Genomic DNA, 26,330 nt, shown 5'->3' on the forward strand with positions numbered 1-26,330 from the left:
GTAAAAGCACTCACTTCCTGATACTTATTTCTCATTAAATTGAGAATAAAGCCTTATAGAAACTTACTATACTGCCATCAACAATGAAAATAGCGGTAGTTGGGTCAATTCGCTTTTAGCGCTCTTAATAATTACTGTCCGGAATTTAATTTCCAGTAGTAATTTCTCTATGTTTGCCTGCCGACGCCGCACTTCAAAACCGTAATTTTCATGCTCCTTGTTATGTAATCGTGGAGGTATTCGTGAAAAAAGTTATTTATTCGCCGGTAGTCACATTTATCGCATTTCTTTCCGTCCATTCCGCCTTTGGGGATGACCAAACCGTAGAGCAGATACAAGTTGGTATTGGCAACAATGCCGTTGCCAACCAGAGGTTTCCGCTTAATGAGGGCAACTTAATCTTGCAAGAGCAAATTGGCTTTTTTAATGACGCCACCGGCATTCAATCCATAGAAATAAACAGCACAATTTCCCAATTTCAAACCGGCCGCAATCATTTTTCCAGAGTCTCCCAATCTACAGGGAGCGACAATGCGGGACAGAGCGTGCAAATTGGCTCTAATAGCAGATCGCTCACTCAACAGGTTAACCAAATAAATGGTTTCTCCCTGCATACTCAGGATGGCCAGGGACAGGTTGCCACCACGGTACAGATTTCCGGGGCCAATAACAGCGTCAATATTGAGCAGACAGATAGAGCCAATGTCGCCGCCGTGGCACAAGTATTCAGTTTTACGGGTAATGCCTCAATTTCACAGGCGGGTTTGCTTAATTTAGGTGTCAGTGAGCAAACCGGCATCGCTCATGAATCTTCAATTACCCAGGTAGGCGCACTTAACTTTTCCGAAATGGAGCAGCTGGGCACTGGGAATTCATCATCAGCTTCACAGGAAGGGTTGTTAAATTCAGCAAATTCTTTGCAAGTTGGTGTTGGAAATACCAACCAGTCAAACCAAATTGGGCTGGAAAATAACGTTTCATTTTCTCAACTAGGTCTGAATCAAATGGCCAGTAGCACCCAGATTGGCTTATTTAACCAGGTCCAAACCAATCAGGTGAGAGCGGGAGCATCCAGCAACACCCTACAGATCGGCATTTCCAACAGCAGCCATATTTCCCAGTAAATAGGCTCGCAGCAAAATTGCCAATCAAAAAATCCGACTTAAATCCCCGCGCTATTCATAGCAACAGGCAAAAGCTATAGAGAGAGAAAAGTGAAATTAGAACTCTGCAATAGAACTTTCTTCTCAAGGATTTACAACTTCTCTCCTATAGCCACTGCCTCAATTCCCAGCAAGAATATTGAGGACGGAACGAAATTTTGGACTCCTAAGCAGTATCAGGGAAGCCATCAAAATGTATCAGTCCTACTCTCCCACTTACCTGTTTGACTGGCGGCAATGCCTTTGCGGCAACGCTGCTCCCCCTCTTTACAGTGATACCTACCCCCCAGGCTAGGTGCACCTGCTGTAAAACCCTCGGCGCAGGATGACGTGCCACCCCTTTTCAGCCACTTAGGCTGGTATTTCACCATGTGATGCTCATTGAAGTTTGTAGTAATGGAGACACTCATGAAGACTTTGACCCCTATCGCTGTAGCCCTAACCCTGGCCATCAGTGGAACCGCTTACGCGGGCGGCAACACTGCCACTCAGGACCAGAATGGCGGCCACAACAATGCCACTATCGATCAGACCGGGCCGCTGACCTGGGATAACAACGCTATGCAGGAACAGCATGGCCATAGCAATGATGCAGAGATCACTCATAGCATTGAACTCGGCAGCTATGGGTACCAGTACCAGGAAGGTGATCACCATTCAGCGGAGTTGCTGCAAAGCGGTGGTGCCGGCAACGAGTCGTTCAGCTTCCAGTCCGGCACCACCAACGTGTCTGAGACCTACCAGATTGGACAGCTCGGCAGCTACTCCGCCCATCAGCAATCTGGGGACAACCACTACGCCCTCACCTATCAGTTTGCAGGTGTTGGTAACATGGTGATGATTAGCCAGATGGACAGCCATAACACGGCAACCGCCACCCAGGTTGTTAGCGTTGGCTCTGAGACCGTTATCCGTCAGAGAGGAGAGCTGCACAACGCAGATACCTTCCAGAGCGGCTTTGGCCACGATGCCAGCATGCGCCAGTCCGGTGAATCCAATGATGGTGATATTCGTCAGGTAGGTGGTGATCACTACGCCCGTATGCGTCAGCGTGGCCACAACCAGGAAGCGGATATCTCCCAGGCTGGGTATGACCACAGTGCACGCGCCCGCCAGAGAGGCCACCACAATGATGTGTACCTGGGACAGATCGGTTCTGGACACACCGCTTCGGCTCGCCAATCAGGGCACAATAACAATAGCCTGGTGGGACAGTTCGGCCTCTATGAAACTGCTACGGTAATGCAGTCTGGCCATGCTAACCAAAGTTACGTTTGGCAGTAGCCCTGGCTGCAATTAAAGAGGGCAACCAATAGCTCAGCGCTAGTCAATTAAGCACTTCTGCTTTCTGATTAAGCTAGAAAAATCCGGAACTCCTATCAAGGATTCCGGATTTTTTATGCATTTCTGCCCAACATGAGTTCTCCTCTCTTCCAGGATTAGAGAGTTAATAGCAATACTAAGAAAAGGGAGGTTCAAGATCAGAAAATAGAACTTTCTTCTCAGGAATTTACAACTTCTTTCCTATAGCGACTCACTCCGATTTCAGCAAAACTGATGAAGGCGGAACAAAATTTTGGACTCCTAAGCAGTATCAGGGAAGCCACCAAAATGCATCATCCCTACTCTCTTCCTCTGCTCTTGCACTGGCGACCATGCCTTTGTAGCAGCGCTGTCCTGCCTATTTACAGATATGCCTTTTCCTCCGGTGAGGTATACCTCCTGTAAAACCCCTGGCACTGGATCACTTGCCAGATTTTTCAGCCTTTTTGGCTGCTATTCCACCATGTAATGCGCATTGAAGTTTGCAGTAATGGAGACATTCATGAAAACCTTGACACCAATCGCCATAGCCTTAACTTTGGCTGTAAGCGGAACCGCTTATGCCGACTTTAACACCGCCACCCAAGATCAGGATGGAGGCCACAACCTCGGAACTATCACCCAGGTAGGTCCAAACACCTCACACAACTCCGCCATGCAGGAGCAGAATGGGGACCACAACAGCGCAGATATAGTTCATTCTGGTGAACAAAGGAGCTATGCGAGCCAGTACCAGGAAGGTGATCACCACACAGCCGAAATACTGCAAACTGGTGGACTTGAGAACGAAGCATTTAGCCTGCAGTCGGGAACCTACAATGTTTCAGAGACTATTCAGGTCTCGCAGACCGGCAGCTATTCCATGCATCAGCAGTTCGGCAGCAATCACTTTGCCCTGACCTTTCAGCTGGAAGGGGCAGGTAATATGGCTGAGATTACCCAGCACGACAGCCACAACACCGCAACCGTCACTCAGGTTTTAAGCTTTGGTTCCCAGTCGGCATTAAGGCAGCGGGGTGAGCTAAACAATGGAGACACATTCCAAACCGGTGCCAGCCACGATGCCGGTATGCGCCAATCTGGAGAATCTAACGACGGTGATATCCGCCAGATTGGTGAAGGCCACTATGCCCGTATGCGCCAGCGGGGCCACAATCACGAGGCAGATATCTCCCAGGCTGGATTCGGCAATAACGCAAGATCCAGGCAGAGAGGCCACCACAATGATGTATACCTGGGGCAGATTGGTGAAGGGCATGTGGCTATGGCACGCCAATCCGGACACAACAACAACAGTCTTGTAAGTCAGTTCGGCCAATATGAAACTGCTACAGTAATGCAGTCTGGCCATGCTAACCAGAGCTACATTTCCCAGTAGAGCTGGCAACAACAAAAAAGGGCGGCCCATGGCCGCCCTTTTTTTATCGCCTGTAATTTACAGATGTTCAACCGCATCGATTTCGTACTCCACCGCACCGGAAGGTGTTTGGACCACCACCACATCACCCACTTCCTTGCCAATCAACGCGCGGGCAATCGGAGAGTTCACCGAGATCTTGTGCTTTTTCACATCGGCCTCGTCGTCACCCACAATTTTGTATGTGACTTCCTTATCGTCATCCAGGTGAATAATCGTTACCGTAGTGCCGAAAATTACCTTGTCACTGGGCTCGATGGTTTTCACATCGATCACCAGTGAGTGGGACAGCTTGCTCTCGATTTCCTGGATACGGCCCTCGATAAAGCCCTGCTTTTCCCGCGCCGCGTGGTATTCGGCATTTTCCTTTAAATCACCGTGTTCGCGCGCTTCAGCAATCGCCTGTACAACGGTAGGGCGTTCAACTTTTTTCAGATTGTCCAGCTCTGAGCGCAGCGCTTCTGCGCCTTCAACGGTCATTGGTACCCGGTTCAATGTGGGACCTCCATTATTGTTACGACGAAACCGGGCCCAGTGAGATCACGGGGCCCGGTTGGATTTCACAAGTTGGTTTTAAAGCTATTAAGACAGCTTTACGACACGCTGGTGAAGGTCTTGCAGGCGGCGAACCTGTAGCGGCTGCTCCTGACGCATGGCCATCGCCATGGCCTGGGCCGCTGCCAGGGTGGTGGTGTAACACACCTGGTGGTTCTCGGCACTGCGACGGATATCCGCAGAGTCGCGAATCGCCTGGCGCCCTTCGGTAGTGTTCACTACCAATGCAATCTCGTCGTTCTTAATCATATCGACGATATGCGGGCGACCTTCACTCATCTTGTTGACGGTTGTAACGGGAATATTGTTTTCTTGCAAGACCTTGGCGGTGCCACGGCTGGCAATTACTTCGAAGCCAAGCTCCACCAGATCGCGAGCTACGCCCACTGCGTCGGCCTTGTCGAAGTCACGCACAGAGATAAATGCGCGTCCGGACTCCGGCAGGCGGTCGCCAGCGGCAACCAGGCCCTTGTCGAAGGCCTCTGCGAAGGTAGCGCCTACGCCCATTACTTCGCCGGTGGATTTCATCTCGGGGCCGAGAATCGGGTCCACTTTCGGGAACTTGTTGAACGGGAATACAGACTCTTTAACGGAGTAGTAGTCCGGCACGATTTCTTCGGTAAAGCCCTGCTCCTGCAGGCTGATACCCGCCTGACAGCGCGCAGCCACTTTCGCCAGTGAAGTGCCGATGCACTTGGAGACGAAAGGTACAGTACGGGAAGCGCGCGGGTTCACCTCGATCACGTAGATCTCGCCGTCCTGGTAGGCCAGCTGGGTATTCATCAAGCCAACTACGCCCAGCTCGCGAGCCATGGCTTTCACTTCTTCGCGCATACGGTCCTGCACATCCGCCGGCAGGCTATAAGGCGGCAGGGAGCAAGCGGAGTCACCGGAGTGAACACCACACTGTTCAATGTGCTGCATGATGGCGCCGATCACAACGTCCTTGCCATCGGATACCGCATCGATATCCACCTCAATAGCGGCGTTGAGGAAGTGGTCCAGCAGTACCGGCGCTTCGTCGGAAACCTGTACCGCTTCTTTCATATAAGTGAGCAGCTCGTCTTCTTTGTAGACGATCTCCATGGCGCGGCCGCCCAGTACGTAAGATGGGCGCACAACCAGAGGGTAACCCACGTCTTTCGCCGCCTGGATGGCTTCGGAGACAGAGCGCACGATGGCGTTCTTTGGCTGCTTGAGGCCGAGACGCATAATCATCTGCTGGAAGCGCTCGCGGTCTTCGGCGCGGTCGATCTGCTCTGGAGTAGTACCGATAATCGGTACACCTTCGTTGGCCAGGTAGCGCGCCAGGTTCAGCGGAGTCTGGCCGCCGAACTGTACGATCACGCCTTCCGGCTTCTCTTTGGCAACAATTTCCAGCACGTCTTCCAGGGTTACCGGCTCGAAGTAGAGGCGGTCGGAAGTGTCGTAGTCGGTGGAAACAGTCTCCGGGTTACAGTTGACCATGATGGTCTCGTAACCGTCTTCGCGCATCGCCAGAGCGGCGTGTACACAGCAGTAGTCGAACTCGATGCCCTGGCCGATACGGTTGGGGCCACCGCCGAGTACCATGATTTTCTTTTTGTCGGACGGCTGCGCTTCGCACTCCTCATCGTAGGTGGAGTACATGTAAGCAGTGGAGGTGCTGAACTCAGCAGCACAGGTATCCACGCGCTTGTAAGACGGGAATACGCCCAGCTTGTGGCGGAATTCGCGCACAGTCTTCTGGCTCACCCCCAGCAGGTCCGCCAGGCGGCGATCGGAGAAGCCTTTGCGCTTGAGGAAGCGCATTTGCTCAGTGGTCAGCGCCGAGGTAGGCAGGGACTTGAGCGGCTCTTCAATTTTGATCAGCTCTTCGATCTGTACCAGGAACCAGGGATCGATACCGGACAGGTCGTAAACTTCGCCGACGCTCATGCCCATACGGAAGGCGTCGCCCACGTACCAGATGCGCTCGGCACCCGGAACGGAGAGTTCGCTGCGCAGGCGGGTCTCAGCGCCGTCTTTGCTCGGGTCAATCTTGCTTTCCAGGCCGAAGCTGCCCACTTCCAGACCGCGCAGGGCTTTCTGCATGGACTCCTGGAAGGTACGGCCAATTGCCATCACTTCACCCACAGACTTCATCTGGGTAGTCAGGCGCGCATCGGCTTCACCGAATTTCTCAAAGGTGAAGCGCGGGATCTTGGTAACAACGTAATCGATAGACGGCTCGAAGGACGCCGGGGTAGCACCGCCAGTGATATCGTTCTGCAACTCGTCCAGGGTGTAACCCACCGCCAGCTTGGCCGCGACCTTGGCGATCGGGAAGCCGGTGGCCTTGGAGGCCAGTGCGGAGGAGCGGGATACGCGGGGGTTCATCTCGATCACAACTACGCGGCCAGTCTTCGGGCAAACGCCGAACTGTACGTTGGAGCCGCCAGTCTCTACGCCGATCTCGCGTAGTACCGCGATAGAGGCGTTGCGCATCAGCTGGTATTCCTTGTCGGTCAGCGTCTGCGCCGGGGCAACGGTGATGGAGTCACCGGTGTGTACGCCCATCGGGTCGAAGTTCTCGATGGAACATACGATGATGCAGTTGTCGTTCTTATCGCGAACCACTTCCATCTCGTACTCTTTCCAGCCGAGCAGGGATTCGTCGATCAGCAATTCGTTGGTGGGGGAGAGGTCGAGACCGCGCTTACAGATCTCTTCAAACTCCGGCCAGTTGTAGGCCACACCGCCACCGGAACCACCCATGGTGAAGGACGGACGGATAATCACCGGGAAGCCGAACTCTTCCGGCACTTTCTTCGCCTCTTCCATGGAGTGGACGATCTTGGCGCGCGGAGTTTCCAGGCCGATGGCCTTCATCGCCTTGTCGAACAGGTCGCGGTCTTCCGCTTTCTCGATAGCGTCTTTGTCCGCACCGATCAGCTCGACATTGAATTCCTTCAGGACACCGTGCTTATCCAGGTCCAGGGCGCAGTTCAGTGCTGTCTGGCCACCCATGGTGGGCAGGATAGCGTCGGGGCGCTCCTGCTCAATAATCTTGGCAACGGTGCGCCACTCCACCGGCTCGATGTAGGTGGCATCGGCCATGGCCGGGTCGGTCATGATAGTGGCCGGGTTGGAGTTCACCAGGATCACCCGGTAACCCTCTTCGCGCAGCGCCTTACAGGCCTGGGCGCCGGAGTAGTCAAATTCGCACGCCTGGCCGATCACGATGGGGCCTGCGCCGATAATCAGAATGCTTTGGATATCTGTGCGTTTTGGCATCTTTCTTCCGTTCTACTACCGGCAAAGGCCGGCTGCGCTAAATTTCATTCGTTTCTTGTTAAAACCGCCGCAAAAGCGGCGGTTAATTGCCCTACCCTGGGCGGCTACGCCCTTAGGCGCGCTCTTTCATCAAATCGATAAAGTGGTCGAACAACGGCGCCACATCGTGTGGGCCCGGGCTCGCTTCCGGGTGCCCCTGGAAGCTGAAGGCCGGCTTGTCCTTCAGGTGGATACCCTGCAAGGTACCGTCGAACAGGGACTTGTGGGTAACTTCCACATTGTCCGGCAGGCTGTCGGCGTCCACTTCGAAACCGTGGTTCTGCGCGGTGATCATCACCTTGGTGCTGTTCAGGTCTTGTACCGGGTGGTTACCACCGTGGTGACCGAACTTCATCTTGGCAGTTTTACCGCCCACCGCCAGGCCCAACAACTGGTGGCCCAGGCAGATGCCGTAGGTGGGGATGCCAGCGTCCAGGATTTCGCGAATAGCGGTGATCGCGTATTCACAGGGCTCGGGGTCGCCGGGGCCATTGGAGAGGAATACACCGTTGGGATTCATCGCCAGTACTTCGGAAGCCGGAGTCTCCGCCGGTACTACGGTGATGTCACAGCCGCGATCCACCAGCATACGCAGGATATTGCGCTTCACACCGAAATCGTAAGCGACCACTTTGAAGGGCTGTTCCGGCGCGGCCTTGTGGCCTTCGCCCAGTTCCCAGGTACCTTCGCTAAAGGGGTAGGCTTCCTTGGTGCTCACTACCTTGGCCAGGTCCATCCCTTTCAGACCGGCAAATTCCTTGGCCTTGGCCAGGGCTTCTTCGCGGTCGATATTGTCACCGGCAACGATGCAACCGCTCTGCGCACCTTTATCGCGCAGCAGGCGGGTCAGGCGACGAGTGTCGATATCGGCGATACCAACGATATTGCGCTCGCGCAGGTAGTCCTCCAGGGACTGCTCGTTGCGGAAGCTGCTGGCCAGCAGCGGCAGGTCGCGGATTACCAGGCCGGCGGCCCAGATATCAGCGCACTCTTCGTCTTCCTGGTTGGTGCCAGTGTTGCCGATGTGCGGGTAGGTCAGAGTCACAATCTGGCGGGCGTAGGAGGGATCGGTGAGGATCTCCTGGTAGCCGGTCATGGATGTGTTGAACACGACCTCGCCAACAGAACTGCCATGGGCACCGATTGCGCGTCCTTCAAAGACACTACCATCTGCGAGCACCAGCAGCGCGGGAGTTGTACTCTGCATAAAGTTGTGGGGCATGAAAGCCTCCGACGTAGGGACAGCTTTAGTCAAATTGAACTCCAATCTTCAGAACTGCTTCCGGGCGGGGTTTGCGGGCTTCGGAGCACGCGGGCTCCTGACTGGTGCGCGCATAAAAAAGCGAGATGAAACATCGCAGCTTCATCTCGCTTTAAAAATCTGTTCACGCGTGATTCTCACAAAGTGGCCGACGGTTGCCGCCAGCTTTTTAGTAGGCTCACGCTGCGCGATTCAGCTTCGCGGCACCGGCCCAAATCGGGCGCAGATTCTACGCGAATTCACCTCTGGACGCTAGTGCAAAAATACGCCAGGCTACTTTCCCTGAAAATCTCACTCCGGCTTGCGTCCCAACCGGAAAAGACTGCTGCCCATTTTCAGCTCCGCCTTCTCCAGCATGGTCTTATTCATACGCAGGGCCACCTCCCGGCCGCTGTCGGCAAACTCGATCATACCGCCAGTGGCGGCAAAGCGCTCGGCATCGCTAACCGTCAGTACCGGGAAAAACTCCAGTGCCACCAACGCCTTGAGCAGTGTGGGGCGATCCAGGGTACTCAGCACCACAATCTGGCACTTGCGCGCCCGCAGCATCTCCTTGACTTCGATCTTTTCAAGCTCCACATCCCGCCCATCAATACGCTGATTCTTGAATCGGGCCGCCAGTGGCTCACCGAGAGAATCCCCACCCATCAGGCACACCTTGAACGGGGCACCGCTGTTGGCAAAGGCATTGACCGGCCACTGCAGGTGGTAGGCGAAGTGCACTATGTAATCCACCATTACCCGCCGCCCCAAAGGCGTATCGGAGAGCTGCACCGCAGCCTGGGCACCCACTCCGGTGAAAAGTACGGTCAGGAGAAGTATCAGGGCGGGAATAGTGCGAAGTGAACCTGGGCTGGATATCGTCATAGAAGCTCAAACCCTGCGGTTTGCATCTCCCGAAAGGAAGCTGCGGTGGGCTGTTACCCGCAGCGGCCAAAGCTCGCTGCGGCTCTATTTGCGCGCCAGCGAAAAGCCCGGCCACCTACTCAGATTAGCCCAACGCAAAGGCCCCCGCCGGGACCAGAGTTACAGCGCCTAAAGATCCTCCCCCGGCAATATCGGGCGCCACTTCAACGCCTTTTCGATAGATATGATCATGGCTCCAGCCACATCCTTGCGTGTAGCGCTCTCGATGCCTTCAAGTCCCGGTGAGGAATTTACCTCCAATAACAGCGGCCCCTTGCGGGAGCGAATAATATCCACACCCGCCACCTTGAGCCCCAACACCTTGGCGGCCTTGACCGCCAGGCGCTTCTCCTCTGCGGTGACCTTCACTACTGAAGCCGTACCGCCCTGGTGAATATTGGCACGAAATTCCCCAGGTGCCGCCTCGCGCTGGATCGAGGCCACCACACGACCATCGATAACAAACAGGCGAAGATCCTTACCCTCCGCCTCGCGAATAAACTCCTGTACCAGGAGATTGGCCTTGAGAGACTTAAACGCATTAATCACCGATTCCCCGGCCTTGCGGGTTTCCGCCAGAACAACACCGCGCCCCTGGGTTCCCTCCAGCAACTTCACCACTAGTGGCGCACCGCCCACCATTTCGATCAGCTCATTGGTATCCACCGGGGAATTGGCAAACCCGGAGGTTGGGATATTTAATCCACTTTGTTGCAGCAACTGCAGGGAAAATAATTTATCCCGCGACTGGCTGATAGCAGCGGAGCCATTCAGGGCAAAAATATCCAGGCTCTCAAAGTGCCGCGTCAGCGCACAACCGTAAAAAGTCTGGCTGGGGCGAATGCGGGGAATAACCGCATCTAGGCTATTGAGTATGCGGCCATCCCGGTAATGCACTTCCGGCTCATCAGGGTCGAGCTTCATGTAGCACTGGCGGATATCGAGAAAACTCATGCGGTGTCCGCGCTCGGCTCCCGCTTCCATAATGCGCCGGTTGCTATAGAGATCCGGGTTCGATGCCAGCAGCCCGATGCGTAGGCCGGTACCGGCAATATGGTGCTCATCCCGATAATATTCATCCAACTGGCTTTTCGGGATATCGCCAATACAGAAGCTCTCAGCCGGATCTACCAGCATTCGCCCAATCATGGCTTCGCGCCCCAACAACATGCGATAGCCCATGCTGTCCCGATTGGTCAGGGTCAGTTCGATATCCCAGACACTGCCACCAATGGAAATAGAGGTACGAATTACCGGGCGTTTTTCGCTTTCTCCGGAGGAGCTGCGCACCAGCCTTTTATCCAAAAGCCGCGCCTCACAACGCACTGAAGGGCGGCGCTGGTGCTGCAGTGGATGCGCTTCAAAACTCACCCAGGGTTCGCCATCGCGCTTAAAGGTATGGATGTTGTAAGCGTGCAAACAGGAAGTTTTAGCCCCGGAGTCCACACGCACCTTAATCGCCGGGACGCCGAGTGCGGGAAGCCCGCACCACTCTTCGCTGCCGACAATCAGCTTTCTTTCCAATCGAGGTTCCTCAAAGGAAGATTACAGGGTGACCGGTCGAACGAATGTCGCCGGCCTTTTAGTTTTACCCGCAAAAATGGCGGGCAAATGAAAATCGAAAATTTCTTTCACAGCGCCCCTGCAGGCGCTGAATTTATTTACTCTAAGTAAGATTAGTTAAGGCCGAGCACATCGCGCATATCGTAGTGCCCCGGTGCCCGCGCACTCCCTTCCTCTCCCATCATCCACAGTGCCGCGCGCACAGCACCGCGAGCAAAAGAGAGCCTGCTGCTAGCGCGGTGGCTAATTTCAACCCGCTCACCTTCCGCCAGGAACATCACCGAATGCTCACCTACCACATCACCACCGCGCACTGTGGCAAAACCGATAGTGTCCCGATCGCGGGCACCGGTTTGACCTTCGCGACCGTAAACTGCCACTTTATCTAGGTCGCGCCCCAGAGTTTCCGCGATCACTTCTCCCATACTCAGTGCCGTGCCGGAAGGTGCATCCACTTTGTGGCGATGATGGGCTTCGACAATCTCGATATCGGCCTCTTCCGCCATTACCCGCGCAGCAGTTTCCAACAATTTAAAGCACAGGTTTACCCCGGTGGAAAAATTACTGGCGAGGCATAGCGGCACCTGATCCGCATAAGCCAATACTTTATTTTTTTGCTCGCTATCAAAGCCCGTGGTGCCGATTACAATGGGGAGGTTTTTCTCCGCACAATAGGCAGTATTTTCCACGGTCGCTTTAGGGGCAGTGAAATCAATAAGTACGTCAAAGTCCGCCTTATCGAGGCTGTCCACAATAGCGAGGCCGCTGCGGCCCAGACCGGCAACTTCACCGGCATCGGCGCCGACCAAGCTGGAGCCAGGCCGCACTATAGCCGCTGACAGTTCGGCCTTATCAGACAGGGACAAAGCCTCCGCCAACGCTCGCCCCATTCGACCACCAAATCCCGTCACCGCCACTTTTACCGCCATCACAGCACTCCAGTCCAAATCTATAAGGTTCTGGATTCTACAACGCACCCGGTAGAGCGCATAGATACCAGTAAGCCAGTATTAGCGTGTCTAAAAATCGCTAGTCACTCCGCAAAAGTAAAACAAAAAGAAATATCCACATATTTTTAAATTGCCAAGAGGATACTTGCGCAAAACGCGATATCAGCTGCCACTGCTACGCTTTACTGTGAGGGGTAAATGGAGCGCCAATATGCGACTGATGATCCTGTCCAACCATCTACCACACATCATGGCGGTAGTGATCTCTCTGAGCCTGGCTTTTGGCAGCACGCCGGCATCTGCCCAGCAGCAAAATGCCAATCCAGACTTTTGGGAGAAGTATGATGATATTACCGATTGGGTGACGCTGCGTTTGCAGCTCACCCCGGGACAGGAAAAAACCGTATTACCCATTATGCAAAAAAGCTTCGCAGAGAAAAAAGCGGTGCTGGAAAAATACGGTTTACTCAGTGGTGAAAAGGTCGCCCTAACCCCCAAGCAACGCGGCGAAATTGGCGCTCAATTCGCAGCTATCAGTCTGGAAACACACAAAGAATTGGAAGGTATTTTAAATAAGGAGCAACTGCGCAAATCGCAAAAAATCCAACAGGAATTCCTGAGTGAATTCGCAGCCCGCTTGAGAACCAAAACTTCCCAATAGAAGGCGTTCTATTGAGGGAATAATACTCGCCTGGAAATAAAAAAGGCTCGAAAGCTAATGCTCCCGAGCCTTTTTAAATAGGCAACCCGCAAAACAATTTAAGGTTTTGCCGGTGCTAACAGCGATTAAAGCTTCATATCACCAAAGAAGTTTTTCACCCCTTCAAACCAACCGGTCTGACGCGGTGAATTTTTCTTTTCGCTGAGGGTATTAGAGAACTCTTGCAGCAAATCTTTTTGCTTGCCGGACAAGTTCACTGGAGTTTCTACCACAACACGACACAGCAGGTCGCCAGTTGCACCACCGCGAACCGGGGAAACACCCTTGCCGCGCAGGCGGAACAGCTTGCCGGTCTGGCTTTCCGCAGGAATCTTCAGCTTCACTTTACCGTCGAGAGTCGGCACTTCCAGCTCGCCACCGAGGGCAGCGGAAACAAAGCTGATCGGCACTTCGCAGTAGAGGTTCTTGCCATCGCGCTGGAACAGATCGTGCTCTTTCACCACTACCTGTACATAGAGGTCACCAGCGGGGCCGCCGTCGGGCCCGGCTTCACCTTCACCGGACAGACGAATGCGATCGCCGGTATCCACACCGGGCGGCACCTTAACGGACAGGGTTTTGGTTTCCTCTACACGACCGCGACCGTGACAGCTGCCACAGGGATCGGAGATAGTGGTACCGCGACCGCGGCAGTTGGGGCAGGTTTGCTGAACAGAGAAGAAACCCTGCTGCATACGCACCTGGCCAGCACCACCACAGGTGCCACAGGTTTGCGGAGAGGAACCGGGCTTGGCACCGGAACCGCTACAGGTTCCACAGGCTGCCAGAGTCGGAACGCGAATCTTGACCGTGGTGCCGCGCACCGCGTCTTCCAGGTCCAATTCCAGGTCATAGCGCAGATCGGAACCGCGAGCAGGGCCGCCGCGACGGCCACCGCCGCCACCACCGAAGATATCGCCGAACACATCGCCGAAAATATCGGAGAAGCCACCGAATCCACCGGCGCCGCCACCGCCCATCTGGCCTTCCACACCGGCGTGGCCAAACTGGTCATAAGCTGCGCGCTTCTCGGAATCCGACAAAACCTCGTAGGCCTCATTGGCCTCCTTGAATTTGTTCTCAGATTCCTTGTCATCGGGGTTACGGTCCGGGTGAAACTTCATTGCCACCCGGCGGTAAGCTTTTTTCAGCTCTGCATCCGAAGCGCCGCGCTCGACGCCGAGGACTTCGTAATAATCGCGTTTCGACATAAAACTATGTTCTCTGGTCCGGCATCAAGAACGGCCAAACTCTCTTTCTACTTCTCGGTTTCTAACTAAGCCCCGCGAACGGAGCACCACCAAAACTGCGAAAACTCGGCAAATATTGGCAGATACCTGAAACAACACAGGGCGCGGGCCTCTGAAAGTAAGGCGCCGCGCCCCTGAAGTTCTCCGGCGGCCACTTTAAAAGCTGCCACCGGAATTGCAAGCGAACGCTTACTTACCTTCTTTTTTGTCGTCCTTAACTTCTTCGAACTCTGCGTCTACCGCGTCGTCGCCAGCGGAGGACTGCTGCTCGCCCTGAGCACCAGCGCCAGCGGCACCTTCAGCACCAGCGGCTTGAGCCTGCTCGGCGTACATCTTCTGGGCAACCGGACCGGAAGCTTCAGTCAGCTTGGTAGTCGCAGCTTCCATAGCGGCCTTGTCATTGCCTTTAACGGCTTCTTCCGCTTCGGTAACAGCCGCTTCAATAGCTGCCTTCTCTTCAGCGGTGGCTTTGTCGCCAGCCTCTTCCAGAGTTTTCTTGGTCGCAGAAATCAGGCCGTCGAGCGTGTTGCGAGTCTGCACCAGCTCTTCGAACTGCTTGTCCGCTTCGGCATTGGCCTCAGCGTCCTGAACCATCTTATCGATCTCGTCCTCGGACAGGCCGGAGGAAGCCTGAATCACGATGGACTGCTCTTTGCCAGTGGCCTTGTCCTTCGCGTGTACGTGCAGGATACCGTTGGCATCGATGTCGAAGGTTACTTCGATCTGCGGCATGCCGCGCGGTGCCGGTGGGATATCGGCCAGGTCGAAACGACCCAGGGATTTGTTCTGTGCAGCCTGCTTGCGCTCACCCTGAACCACGTGAATGGTTACCGCAGTCTGGTTGTCATCCGCAGTGGAGAAAACCTGGGACTTCTTGGTGGGGATAGTGGTGTTCTTGTCGATCAGCGGAGTCGCAACGCCACCCATGGTTTCGATACCCAGGGTCAGCGGAGTTACGTCCAGCAGCAGTACGTCTTTAACGTCACCGGACAGTACGGCACCCTGGATAGCAGCACCCATGGCAACAGCTTCGTCGGGGTTAACGTCTTTGCGCGGCTCTTTGCCGAAGAATTCGGTTACTTTCTGCTGAACCATTGGCATACGGGTCTGACCGCCTACCAGGATCACTTCGTCTACACCGGAAGCGGACAGGTCGGCATCTTGCAGAGCGATTTTTACCGGCTCCAGGGAGCGGGTAACCAGCTCTTCTACCAGGCTTTCCAGCTTGGCGCGGGTCAGTTTAACCACCAAGTGCTTGGGACCAGTGGCGTCTGCAGTGATGTACGGCAGGTTGACTTCGGTCTGCTGGCTGGAGGACAGCTCGATCTTGGCTTTTTCTGCAGCTTCTTTCAGGCGCTGCATTGCCAGGGGGTCACCTTTCAGGTCGATACCCTGGTCTTTCTTGAACTCGTCTGCGAGGTATTCGATCAGGCGCAGGTCGAAGTCTTCACCACCGAGGAAAGTGTCACCGTTGGTGGACAGTACTTCGAACTGCTTCTCGCCGTCTACGTCGGCAATTTCGATGATGGAGATATCGAAGGTACCACCACCCAGGTCGTATACCGCTACAGTGCGGTCACCGCCCTGCTTATCCAGGCCGTAAGCCAGTGCAGCGGCAGTCGGCTCGTTGATAATACGCTTAACGTCCAGACCCGCAATGCGGCCGGCGTCTTTGGTGGCCTGACGCTGGGAGTCGTTGAAGTAAGCCGGTACGGTAATTACTGCAGCTTCAACTTTCTCGCCGAGGAAGTCTTCCGCAGTCTTTTTCATTTTCTTCAGGACTTCGGCAGAGATCTGCGGGGGAGCTTTTTTATCGCCTTTCACTTCTACCCAAGCGTCGCCGTTGTCAGCTTCAGTGATGGTGTAAGGAACCATCTTGATATCTTTCTGGACAACGTCGTCTTTGAATTTACGGCCGATCAAACGCTTAACCGCAAACAGAGTATTTTGGGGATTGGTCACCGCCTGACGCTTGGCAGACTGACCTACCAGGATTTCGTTGTCGTCAGTGAAGGCAACAATAGAAGGTGTAGTGCGATCGCCTTCGGCGTTTTCGATTACACGCGCTTTGTCACCATCCAGTACCGCTACACAGCTGTTAGTGGTACCCAGGTCGATGCCGATAATTTTTCCCATCTGTAAAATCCTCTTTTGATGCGCGCTGCCAGCTCTGTTCTGTTTACACCGCGCGAATAATTCTTGATGTCAGCTATATTGGTGCCGGCCGCTAAATTTCAAGGCCGCTTTACACTTCTGCCTTTACGGCGCTTTGCTGACCACCACCATGGCCGGGCGAACCAGGCGGCCATTGAGGCGATAACCTTTTTGAAACACGTCCAGAACCGTGTTCGGCTCCACCTCGCCATTGGGCACCTGGGTCATAGCCTGGTGCAGCTCTGGGTCGAAGGGCTCACCGGCCGGATCGACAACTTCCACAGCATTTTTCGTCAGGGTTTCAACGAAAGATTTGTGGGTCAGCTCGATACCTTCTACCAAGGCCTTGTTGGCTTCGTCGGCCGTATCGATCGTCGCCAGTGCACGCTCGAGGTTGTCCACTACAGGCAGCAAGTCCTGTAGCAACTTCTCTACCGCAAATTTGCGCGCGCGCTCGATATCCTGTTGCGCGCGGCGACGGGCGTTCTGCTCTTCCGCCTGGGCGCGCAGGGCCATATCCTTGTGCGCTGCCAGCTGCTCCTGCAACTTGATAATTTCCTCGTGCAGGGCATCGGCACCTTCGGCCTCTTCCCGCAGGGCTTCCTCGGCAAGTTCGCTTTCTATAGAGGAAGGGTCTTCAATCTCAGCTGAAACGCCCTCGTCTGTAGCTGGTGCGTGCTCCGCCCCCTCTTTAATCTGATCTTCTTCGCTGCGCTCTCTGGCCACTGCTTTCTCCGTCGCGTCGACTCTGTCAGTAATGTGAGTTGAGCCCGTCTCTCGGGCACTGGAGCCTATATGGGGACATCCCCGCACAGTTCAAGTGGTTTTTCGCGCTAGCGCACATCCTCAGAGTAATGTGGCCCCGCCCCTATAGCTAACCAGGAACGAATACTGTATAAATAACCACTAATTGGGCCGGGCGCCCGCCGATTAGCAAGGACACAAGCGATCTCTATGCTGCTGCATCTGTCTATCAGCCAATTCACCCTGGTGGACCAACTGGAGTTGGAGTTTGGTCCCGGTACCAGCACCCTGACCGGCGAGACCGGCGCGGGTAAGTCAATCACCTTGGATGCCCTCGGCCTGGCACTGGGCGGCCGCGGCAGCGCTGAGCTTGTGCGCACCGGCGCCAATCGCGCCGACATCAGCGCCACATTTGATATCGCCGAGCACCCCAGCGCCGCCAGCTGGCTCGAATCCCAAGAGCTGGATGCGGGGCAGGAAGTCATTCTGCGCCGCACCATCGGCGCCGACGGCCGCTCCCGCGCCTATATCAACGGCCAACCGGTCACTCTGTTGCAGCTACGCGCCCTGGGCGAGCAGCTAATCGATATCCACAGCCAGCACGAACACCAATCCCTGCTGAAGAAAGAAACGCACCTGCGCCTGCTGGATGAATACGCCCAGGCCCAGGAACTCGCCGCAGAGACTCGCAGCCGCTTCAAAACCTGGCGGGATCACTATCGCCGTTATCGCACACTGGCCGACAGCGCCGAGGAAGCCGAAGCCCGCCGCCACTTGCTGGAATACCAGCTTAAGGAACTGGATCAACTTGGCTTGAGCGAAGGGGAAATAGAGTCCCTCGAGAGCGAACAGCAACAGCTGGCCAATGCGGGGGAAATCCTCAGTGGCAGCTACCAGTTGGCCGCTTTCTTGTCCGGCGGTGAGGGCGATATCGCCGAACAGCTGCACCGCGCCCTGCAACTGCTGTCCTCCATGCCCGGGCAGGCTCCGGCCTTAGTGGAAGTGGCACAGATGCTCGACAGTGCTCGCATCCAGGTGGATGAGGCCGCAGCCACCCTCTCCCGACATATCGATCGCTTCGAGATGGACCCTGAGCGACTCTCCGAAGTTGAAGACAGGCTCAGCGCCATCTACCAGGCTGCGCGCAAACACCGAGTCCAACCGCAGGAGCTGCCGGCTCTGCAGCAACAGTTACAGGCAGAGCTGGACGATATCGGCAGCCCAGATGCCCTGGAGCGCCTTGCCGCAGATTGTGAACAACTGGAAAAGCAGTACAGAAAAGTGGCCGGCAAACTCAGCAAACTGCGCAGTAAAGCGGCAGCTTCACTGGCGGAGGCCGTGAACGGCCAGCTGGCCGACCTGGCCATGCCTCACGCTCGAGTAGAGCTATCACTACAAGAGCTGGATACGCCCAATAGCCAGGGACTGGAAGAAGCGGAGATATTAATTTCCACCAACCCGGGCCAACCGCCTCGCCCCCTGGGCAAGATTGCCTCCGGCGGTGAACTCTCCCGGGTCAGTCTGGCAATCCAGGTGGTAACTGCGCAAACCTCCCGCACCCCCACCTTGGTATTCGACGAGGTGGATGTGGGTATCGGCGGTGCCACCGGTGATGTGGTGGGCCGCCTGCTGCGTCAACTGGGAGAAACCCGCAATGGCCGCAGCGGCCAGGTAATCTGTGTGACCCACTTGGCCCAGGTAGCGGCGCGAGCCCACCGCCAATACTTGGTGGAGAAACACAGCGATGGCGAAAGTGTTTTTGTGGCACTGCGCGAACTCACCAACGGCGAGCGCCGCGAAGAAGTGGCGCGCATGCTCGGCGGCGCCCCCACCGCCCAATCCCTGGCTCATGCCGAGGAAATGCTGGAGAGAATTTAACTCTCCACCCCCTCTCTCAGGCTGGCTATGGAGTCAGCCTCACTTCCTCTATACGATTCCGACGCCAAATGTCACCAAAGGGCAAAAATGATGCATTTTGGTAAGCAATCTTATACCGTAGATCAATAAATGACCGCCACACAATCCGGTACACCACCCCTTTCGTCGGATATATGTGCCGATTTAGGACAAACGCACAAATATGACTGGGAGTGACAGGTAAAGTCACCATATACTTGGCGGCTTATTTTTCGATGTATGAGTAGTCCCGGCCGAGGTTATGCAGAGAACGATTTTCAACACCCCTATTGTCACCCCAATCCTCCGCTTGGTTGCACGGGTGCTACTGAAGCTGCACGGCTGGCGTGTCAAAGCTGACGAGCAGTCTCTCAAACTAAAGCAGTACGTATTGATCGGCGCCCCCCATACCACTAACTGGGATGGCTATTACTTTATTCTCGCCGCACTCAAACTGAAGATGACCCCGCAGTGGATGGGCAAAGACAAGCTGTTTACCTTCCCGCTGGGTGGCCCCATGCGCTGGTTCGGCGGTATCGCCGTAGACCGCAGCAAAGCCAACAACCTGGTGGATGCCACTGCCAGGCAGTTCAAACTGCGCAAAGAACTGGTTATCGCTATTCCCCCCGAGGGCACTCGCGGTTTGGCGGAACGCTGGAAAACCGGCTTTTACCATATCGCCCGCAACGCCAGGGTTCCGGTGGTGCTGGGCTATATCAGCTTCCCCAAAAAAGAAGTGGGCATCGGCCCGATAGCGCAATTCAGTGAAAACCTGGAAGCCGAGCTGTTGAAGCTCAAGGAATTTTACGCGGATAAAATTGGCAAGTTCCCAGAGCTTTACACCCCACCCTGCCAGTCGTAACACCCAGCGTAAGCATTTGAAGGGTGCGGTGAATACCGCACCCGAAAGAATCACTTCTCTTTTTCTGTCACATACAGAACCAGGCTGTGGCCAGTCAGCTCATAGCCGTGCTCTTCAGCGATCTGGCGCTGTAGCTCCTCAATCTCTTCATTGTGGAACTCGATAACCTTACCGGTATCCGTGCACACCATGTGATCGTGGTGATCGCCACGGTCCAGCTCGAATACGGAGTGGCCGCCATCGAAGTTGTGGCGCACTACCAGGCCCGCGCTCTCAAACTGGGTCAATACCCGGTACACAGTAGCTAGGCCGACATCCTCTCCCGCCTCCAGCAACAGCTTATAGACATCCTCAGCACTCAAATGCTGCTCACTAGTGCTTTCGAGCAATTGCAGAATTTTCACCCGCGGCAGAGTGACCTTGAGGCCAGCCTTGCGCAATTCCTGGTTTTCGTTCGACATGTATCAATATTTCCCGGCAGGATTTTAAAAGTTATCCGAAGTTGCCCAAACCCACAGCGGCCATTTATAAAGGATTCCGACCCTGGAGTCCCGTCTGTCAGCGAGCCAACTCTTCAGGTATTATCCCATGCCCTACGGAGTCAGAGAAACCCCGTACTGCTCACTTAGGGCAGAACTGGTGGGTGGAGGAACTTTTTTTCTCCACTTGAGACTAAACTGACTGTTTGTAAGAAATCAGCGTGAGCGCTGCCGTTTGAAACCGAATAATGGAGCAATGAATGCCGCCTAGTCTGAGATTTCTCACTATCGCCTTCCTGTGCAGCTTGCTGGGAGCTTGCACACTCGTAAAATTCCCCGGTGTACACCGTATTGAGGTGCAGCAGGGCAATATCATTACCCAGGAGATGGTGGATCAGCTAAAGCCAGGGATGACGCGACGCCAGGTACAGTTTGTTCTGGGCACTCCGCTGCTGGAAGATACTTACAACCCCAACCGCTGGGATTACGTCAATCGCCTTCGCGACAAGAAAGGCAATATCACCCAAAAGACCTTTAGCGTTTACTTTGATGAAGACTCCCTGGTAGCCACCAGCGGCGACTGGCAGCCCACAGGCTGGCCCTAAGCGGAAGTCCCCTCGGCGCCTTTCTTCTTCTCAGCCATACGCTTGGCTTTCTCGGCGCGCTGCTTGCGCGCCTCTTTGGGATCGGCGATCAAGGGGCGATACACCTCAACCCGGTCCCCGGGTTGCAGGACATAACTTTCCGCCGGCGGCAGCCCCTTACTCCCCAGCACCTGGGCAAAAATACCCATCTTTGCCGTATCCGGATCAACTTCGGGATACTCCTTGGGAATTCCCGAGCGAATTAGCGCCTCCCGCGCAGTGGTACCCTCAGACACCAACAAACGCATTAATCGCTGTTCGTGGGGCAGTGCGTACACCACCTCCACCGAGATTGTTCTCTCTTCTGTCATTGGGGTTTCCCGTAAACTTCTTCCGCGCGCTCACACATAACCGCGACCATCTGGTTGGCCAGGTCACTGAAAATTTTTCCCGCAGCCGCCGCGATCAATCGATTTTTCATCGAAAACGAAAGGGTAAAACTCACTTTACAGGCATTTTCAGCCAATGGAGTAAATTCCCACAGTCCCTCGAACTGCTCGAAAGGACCATCCACCAGCTTGAGCGTCATCGACTTGGGACGCACCAACTGATTTCGGGTTACAAAGCTCTGCTTTATACCCGCGCGCGACAAATCCAGGCGCGCCTCTAAAGTGGTGTCATCGCTGTGGATAATCTCCGCAGCGCGACAGCCGGGTAAAAATTGTGGGTAACTGGCCACATCGTTGACCAGATCAAACATTTGTTCCGCGCTGTACATCACCAGCGCACTGCGTTCTATTTCAGTCATTCCTACTGTCTAACCCAGTCCATCAGGCAAAATTACCTGGGATTACCGTTGAACGGCTAATTTTGCCAGCCGGCGCTACTCAAGCAAGACAATTCCTGCAACAATCGCATTTTTTACCGGTGGGCCACACTTAGCCCCAGCCGCAGTAACAAAAACTACAAGCATTCAAAAAATAATAGCGAGAGTACTTATGACCGCAGTGAGAGAGCATTTTGGGTCAAGGCTGGGCTTTATCCTAGCCGCAGCAGGTTCCGCCGTCGGTATTGGCAACCTGGTCGCATTTCCTGTAGCTGCCACCAAGAGCGGGGGCGGCGCCTTCTTACTGGTCTACGCTCTCTTCGTATTTCTGATCTGCCTGCCAGTGATGATGGCCGAACTCGCTATGGGACGCCGTTCAGATAAAGACCCCGTCGGGGCCTATCGGCAGATATCCAAGGGCTCCACGCTGTGGAGTATTCCCGGCTGGCTGGCCCTGATCACGCCATTTATGATCGCGGTTTTTTATCTGGTGGTCACCGTATGGGTAATGGGATACCTGGTAGAAATCTTCTCCGGCAACCTGGATAAGCTTGCCACCCCAGATTTCTTTATCCACTTTATCAATACACCCACGGTATTTATTTACCTGGTTGTCCTGATGCTGATCATCAATGCCATTCTCGCTATGGGTGTTAAAGACGGTATCGAGCGGGCCGCAAAAACCCTGATGCCCATGCTGTTTGTAATGTTATTGGGACTGGTGTTCTTTGTACTAACCCTGGATAACGCCGCCCTAGGTTTGCAGTACTACCTGGTACCCGACTTCAGCAAAATTGACGGCAACGTAATCAGTAAAGCCATGGCCCAGGCCTTCTTCTCCCTGTCTCTGGGAATGGGCATCATGATTACCTACGGCTCCTATATGAAGAAGAAGGACTCCATTCCCGGTTCTTCCCGTGCCGTAGCGATTACTGACACATTGGTAGCCTTTACTGCTGGCCTGCTGATTTTGCCGAGTATTTTCCACTTTAACCCGCAGATTGATCCGACAGAGCTGAGCGACTCATCCGCCGGTATGATCTTCCTGTTCCTGCCGAAGATATTCCTCGCTTTGCAAGACGGAATCGGCTACATGGGCGCCAGCGCCGTAGCGGCCATCTTCTTCTTCCTGGTACTGGTTGCCGCCATTACCTCACTGGTTTCCATTATCGAGGTGCCTATCGCCACCCTGCGCGACGAGCGCAACATGGAGCGTAAGAAGGCTATCTACATCGTTGCGGCAGTTCAATTTGTACTGGCCATCGCTTGCGCCGTATCATTCGGTATGGCCACTTGGTTTACAGAGTTTGTACAACTGGCCGGCGCAAACAAGTCGTTCTTCGATTTGGTGGAGATCATCTTCTACGACACCATCCTGCCTCTAAATGGCCTGCTGGTATGTCTGTTCGTGATCTACAAATGGAAGAAATCCAATTTTGATAAAGAGCTGCAAGAAGGTGACAGCAACTTTGCAGGCTCGTTTTCGCAAAAATACGTTAACTTCTCCCTGGGCACTTTTATCCCATTGATACTGCTGCTTATCTTTATCAATACCGTGGCCCTGAAGTTTTTTGGACACAGTTTTATATAGTCACTCGTAGTTTTCATGGCCAAGAAAAAGAAAGCACAAACATCCAATACCATCGCCCTCAACAAGAAGGCCCGCCACGACTATTTCATTGAAGAAAAGTTTGAGGCGGGCGTTGAGATGAAAGGCTGGGAAGTCAAAAGCTGTCGGGAGGGCAAAGCCCAGCTGACCGACAGCTATGTCATTTTCAAAAACGGTGAAGCCTGGCTGCTGGGTGCCAACATCCAGCCGCTACCCAGTGCCTCCACCCACTCTGTCACCGAGCCCGACCGCACCCGTCGCCTGCTGCTAACCAAGCGCGAGCTTTCCAAGCTGATCGCCGCTGTTGAGCAGAAGGGTCACACCGTGGTTGCCACAGCCATGTACTGGAAAGGGCATCTGGTGAAGTGCGAAGTCTGCCTTGCCAAAGGTAAGGCGAGCCATGACAAACGCGAGACTGAGAAGAAGCGCGATTGGAACCGCGAAAAGCAGCGCCTAATGCGCTCGGCGCACAAATAGTGCACAGTGAACTATTAGAAGAATAATTACGGGATTTACCATGAGTGCACCGCGAGGACAGTTCAGCTCGAATATTGGCTTTTTGATGGCCGCGGCGGGTTCCGCCGTTGGTCTCGGCAATATTTGGGGCTTTCCAACCAAGGCCGCCAGCAACGGCGGCGCCGCCTTTGTAGTCGCCTACTTATTTCTAGCCTTTGCGCTCGCCTATCCGGCCCTGATGGCCGAACTCACCATCGGCCGCCACGCGCGCCGCAATATGGTGCAGGCGCTGCGCTCCATTTCCAACGGGCCCATCAGCCGCTTTTTCGGGGGCCTGACCGGCTTCGGCGGTATCCTGGTGGCCTCCCTGATCCTGAGCTTCTACGCCATTGTGGCGGGCTGGATGGTGGCCCATCTGGCCCAACCTTTCGCCAGCCTGTTCGGCGCCCAAGAGGCGGCCCAGTGGTTGGCCGGCAACAGCACCGATCGCAATATGATCATGACTGCTATCTTCAGTGGTCTTACCATGCTGATTATCGCCAGTGGTGTTGAAAAGGGGATCGAGCGCTGGTCCACCCTGTTGATGCCATCGCTGATCATCCTGTTATTGCTGTTGATCTGCTACGTACTCACCCAGCCCGGCGCCCTGACCGGCCTGGAAGTGTACCTGATGCCCAACTTCGACCACTTCACCCCGGATCTGCTGATCTCCGCCATGGGCCAGGCCTTTTTCTCCCTATCCCTGGGTGTAGGCACCATGCTGATTTACGGTTCCTACCTGAGCCAGCAGGAAAGCCTGCCGCGCCTCGGCGCCCTGGTAACCCTGATTGATGTGGGCATCGCCTTCACAGCGGGCTTGCTAATCCTGCCCGCCATGTATGTAGCCCAGGAAGCCGGTACCCAGATCTTCTCTGCCGACGGTTCCCTGATCGCCGGCCCGAGCCTGATCCTGCAAGTGCTGCCAGCACTCTTCGACACCATGGGTGAAGCCGGGATATTCGTCGCCATCGCCTTTTTCGCGCTGATGGTTATCGCCTCCCTCACCTCCTCCATTTCCATGCTGGAAGTGCCGGTGGCATTCTCTATCGAGAACCTGAATATCCCCCGCCGCATCGCCACCCCGATCGTTGGCCTGATCATCTTTGGCGTGAGCTGCGGCATCATCTACAATTTCGACGCCCTTTTCGGACTGGCAGTCAGTATCAGTACTGAATACGGCCAGCCCCTGCTCGGTATTGCCCTGTGTATCTTTGCCGGCTGGATCTGGCGCCGCGACCAGCTGCTGAGTGAGCTCAAGAAAGGCCATGAAGATATCGAAAACACCCTGTTCTGGAAGATCTGGCCCTGGTATGTGCGCATCGTCTGCCCACTGCTAATCCTGACCGCTTTCGTACAGTCCATTCGCTAATCTGATCTCCCTCCCGGCGGTACCTTACCGCCGGGGACTCCCTTCCCACCTAAGCCCTCCCTCAAAGCGCCTGACTAAAGCGACTCTGATCGCTCAAATGCCAATTACATAAAATTTATTGCTAACGTGAATTTTGGGGTATACTTAGGTGACACACATGAGTGTTTCTTATCGGGGATGACTTGGATTCGACGCCGGTTACGAAACCTTGGGTGCATGCCGAGATGGCAGCGAATCTCGTAAATCCAAAGCTGTATTTTATTAGTTGCCAACGACGACAACTACGGTGCCCAACAAACTGCATTAGCAGCTTAAGTAAGCACTAACTAAGGGTTCGTCCCTTAGCAGTCTTCAGCAAGGTTCCAGTATCGCGCTGTAGACTGTTATACAGAACTGGATCGCCGCAAGCCATACCCGTGGGTAAGCGGTTAAACAAATTTCGGGATCGCCCTATACGTCCTGACCGCCGGGCTGTAATGGGTTAAATCAATAGACGGAGCTAAGCATGTAGAGCCTCTGGCAGAGTGCTGACGGACGCGGGTTCGACTCCCGCCATCTCCACCAAATTGCTGTCTCAGACAGCCCACGAAAACCCCGCAAACCTAGTGTTTCCGGGGTTTTTGCTTATCTGGGCCATCCCAATTAATCTAACCCAAATCCAGCCATTTTTAGTGGGGTTAATTGCGGGGGCGAGCAGGTTTGCGCCACTGCCCCACCAAGAAAAAGCACTTGGCAGCTATTGCAGACCCTACTGAAATCGGGCGCCTACTAACTGCCATAGACGACCCCAATAGTAAGAGCAGCCCTAAAACTACCCCCTCTCTTACTCTGCCCGCTAGAGAATTGCGAAAACTTGAGTGGACGGAAATCAATTGGGATGCCAAGCACATAAAACTGCCCAAAGAAAAAATGAAAATGGGCCAGCCACAC

Annotated in this window: 21 protein-coding genes, 1 other RNA gene and 2 pseudogenes; 11 read left to right on the top strand and 13 right to left on the bottom strand. The window is 54.7% G+C overall.

Translation table 11 applies throughout. From position 1 onward, the window contains the following. Positions 1-242 precede the first annotated feature (242 nt). From ACJJII_RS02355 to ACJJII_RS02365, 3 genes are all read left to right on the top strand, one after another. Entirely contained in the window at positions 243-1,124 is an 882-nt protein-coding gene (locus tag ACJJII_RS02355; protein ID WP_444918150.1) for a hypothetical protein, read from the top strand. A gap of 447 nt (positions 1,125-1,571) precedes the next feature. After that, a complete protein-coding gene (locus ACJJII_RS02360; RefSeq protein WP_444918151.1) occupies positions 1,572-2,447 on the top strand; it encodes a hypothetical protein in 876 nt (291 codons plus the stop codon). Between the two features lie 541 nt (positions 2,448-2,988). Further along, positions 2,989-3,864, top strand: coding sequence for a hypothetical protein (locus ACJJII_RS02365; RefSeq protein WP_444907314.1), 876 nt, complete (start codon positions 2,989-2,991; stop codon positions 3,862-3,864). 57 nt (positions 3,865-3,921) lie between these two features. Here ACJJII_RS02365 and greA read toward each other — a convergent pair whose 3' ends face one another. From greA to dapB, 7 genes and pseudogenes are all read right to left on the bottom strand, one after another. After that, positions 3,922-4,398: a transcription elongation factor GreA gene (greA, locus tag ACJJII_RS02370; protein WP_444918152.1), complete on the bottom strand. Its 477-nt coding sequence runs from the start codon at positions 4,396-4,398 to the stop codon at positions 3,922-3,924. 87 nt (positions 4,399-4,485) lie between these two features. Then, the gene (gene carB / locus ACJJII_RS02375) at positions 4,486-7,713 is read right to left on the bottom strand and encodes a carbamoyl-phosphate synthase large subunit (protein ID WP_444891977.1); all 3,228 of its coding nucleotides are present in this window, start codon (positions 7,711-7,713) and stop codon (positions 4,486-4,488) included. 112 nt (positions 7,714-7,825) lie between these two features. Continuing rightward, positions 7,826-8,974 (bottom strand): glutamine-hydrolyzing carbamoyl-phosphate synthase small subunit, encoded by a 1,149-nt coding sequence (gene carA / locus ACJJII_RS02380; RefSeq protein ID WP_282931318.1) that lies wholly within the window; start codon positions 8,972-8,974, stop codon positions 7,826-7,828. 330 nt (positions 8,975-9,304) lie between these two features. Next, positions 9,305-9,880, bottom strand: coding sequence for a YfiR family protein (locus ACJJII_RS02385; protein ID WP_444918153.1), 576 nt, complete (start codon positions 9,878-9,880; stop codon positions 9,305-9,307). A 168-nt stretch (positions 9,881-10,048) separates the two neighbouring features. Then, positions 10,049-10,972, bottom strand: coding sequence for a 30S ribosomal protein S6--L-glutamate ligase (gene rimK / locus ACJJII_RS02390; protein ID WP_444919251.1), 924 nt, complete (start codon positions 10,970-10,972; stop codon positions 10,049-10,051). A gap of 114 nt (positions 10,973-11,086) precedes the next feature. Further along, positions 11,087-11,371, bottom strand: a pseudogene (locus ACJJII_RS02395) (ATP-dependent zinc protease family protein); the annotation flags it as partial. A gap of 224 nt (positions 11,372-11,595) precedes the next feature. Then, the gene (dapB, locus tag ACJJII_RS02400; RefSeq protein WP_444891981.1) at positions 11,596-12,411 is read right to left on the bottom strand and encodes a 4-hydroxy-tetrahydrodipicolinate reductase; all 816 of its coding nucleotides are present in this window, start codon (positions 12,409-12,411) and stop codon (positions 11,596-11,598) included. 232 nt (positions 12,412-12,643) lie between these two features. Here dapB and ACJJII_RS02405 point away from each other — a divergent pair, with 232 nt between their 5' ends. Continuing rightward, a complete protein-coding gene (locus ACJJII_RS02405) occupies positions 12,644-13,093 on the top strand; it encodes a hypothetical protein (protein ID WP_444918154.1) in 450 nt (149 codons plus the stop codon). Between the two features lie 125 nt (positions 13,094-13,218). Here the strand turns inward: ACJJII_RS02405 and dnaJ are convergent, their stop codons facing one another. The 3 genes and pseudogenes from dnaJ to grpE form a co-directional block, all read right to left on the bottom strand. Then, entirely contained in the window at positions 13,219-14,343 is a 1,125-nt protein-coding gene (gene dnaJ / locus ACJJII_RS02410) for a molecular chaperone DnaJ (protein WP_282931314.1), read from the bottom strand. A 228-nt stretch (positions 14,344-14,571) separates the two neighbouring features. Beyond that, positions 14,572-16,533, bottom strand: a pseudogene (gene dnaK, locus ACJJII_RS02415) (molecular chaperone DnaK); the annotation flags it as partial. A gap of 108 nt (positions 16,534-16,641) precedes the next feature. Beyond that, positions 16,642-17,262 carry a nucleotide exchange factor GrpE gene (gene grpE, locus ACJJII_RS02420; protein WP_282931312.1) on the bottom strand — a complete coding sequence of 207 codons (621 nt, stop codon included), beginning with the start codon at positions 17,260-17,262 and terminating at the stop codon, positions 16,642-16,644. A 228-nt stretch (positions 17,263-17,490) separates the two neighbouring features. Here grpE and recN point away from each other — a divergent pair, with 228 nt between their 5' ends. Both recN and ACJJII_RS02430 read left to right on the top strand, forming a co-directional pair. Then, a complete protein-coding gene (gene recN, locus ACJJII_RS02425) occupies positions 17,491-19,158 on the top strand; it encodes a DNA repair protein RecN (RefSeq protein WP_444896132.1) in 1,668 nt (555 codons plus the stop codon). Between the two features lie 280 nt (positions 19,159-19,438). Then, a complete protein-coding gene (locus tag ACJJII_RS02430) occupies positions 19,439-20,038 on the top strand; it encodes a 1-acyl-sn-glycerol-3-phosphate acyltransferase (protein WP_413663277.1) in 600 nt (199 codons plus the stop codon). A gap of 50 nt (positions 20,039-20,088) precedes the next feature. Here ACJJII_RS02430 and fur read toward each other — a convergent pair whose 3' ends face one another. Continuing rightward, entirely contained in the window at positions 20,089-20,499 is a 411-nt protein-coding gene (gene fur / locus ACJJII_RS02435) for a ferric iron uptake transcriptional regulator (protein ID WP_282931309.1), read from the bottom strand. Positions 20,500-20,777: 278 nt separating this feature from the next. Between fur and ACJJII_RS02440 the strand changes: the two genes are divergently transcribed. Further along, a complete protein-coding gene (locus tag ACJJII_RS02440) occupies positions 20,778-21,122 on the top strand; it encodes an outer membrane protein assembly factor BamE (protein ID WP_413663278.1) in 345 nt (114 codons plus the stop codon). Here ACJJII_RS02440 and ACJJII_RS02445 read toward each other — a convergent pair. Together ACJJII_RS02445 and ACJJII_RS02450 are read right to left on the bottom strand one after the other, a co-directional pair. Continuing rightward, a complete protein-coding gene (locus ACJJII_RS02445) occupies positions 21,119-21,472 on the bottom strand; it encodes an RnfH family protein (RefSeq protein WP_444911508.1) in 354 nt (117 codons plus the stop codon). The genes ACJJII_RS02440 and ACJJII_RS02445 overlap by 4 nt on opposite strands. Then, complete coding sequence (locus ACJJII_RS02450; protein ID WP_413663280.1) at positions 21,469-21,909, bottom strand: type II toxin-antitoxin system RatA family toxin; 441 nt, start codon at positions 21,907-21,909, stop codon at positions 21,469-21,471. The genes ACJJII_RS02445 and ACJJII_RS02450 overlap by 4 nt, the downstream gene beginning before the upstream one ends. Before the next feature lie 190 nt (positions 21,910-22,099). Between ACJJII_RS02450 and ACJJII_RS02455 the strand changes: the two genes are divergently transcribed. The 4 genes from ACJJII_RS02455 (at position 22,100) to ssrA (ending at position 25,964) form a co-directional block, all read left to right on the top strand. Further along, positions 22,100-23,518, top strand: a complete 1,419-nt coding sequence (locus ACJJII_RS02455; RefSeq protein ID WP_413663281.1) for a sodium-dependent transporter — start codon at positions 22,100-22,102, stop codon at positions 23,516-23,518. A gap of 15 nt (positions 23,519-23,533) precedes the next feature. Next, positions 23,534-24,013 (top strand): SsrA-binding protein SmpB, encoded by a 480-nt coding sequence (gene smpB / locus ACJJII_RS02460; RefSeq protein ID WP_444918155.1) that lies wholly within the window; start codon positions 23,534-23,536, stop codon positions 24,011-24,013. Positions 24,014-24,053: 40 nt separating this feature from the next. Continuing rightward, entirely contained in the window at positions 24,054-25,400 is a 1,347-nt protein-coding gene (locus ACJJII_RS02465) for a sodium-dependent transporter (RefSeq protein ID WP_413663282.1), read from the top strand. A 173-nt stretch (positions 25,401-25,573) separates the two neighbouring features. Beyond that, positions 25,574-25,964, top strand: a transfer-messenger RNA (tmRNA) gene (gene ssrA, locus ACJJII_RS02470). Positions 25,965-26,330 lie beyond the last annotated feature (366 nt).

The sequence above is a fragment of the Microbulbifer maximicatervae (SeqCode) genome (assembly GCF_052467825.1).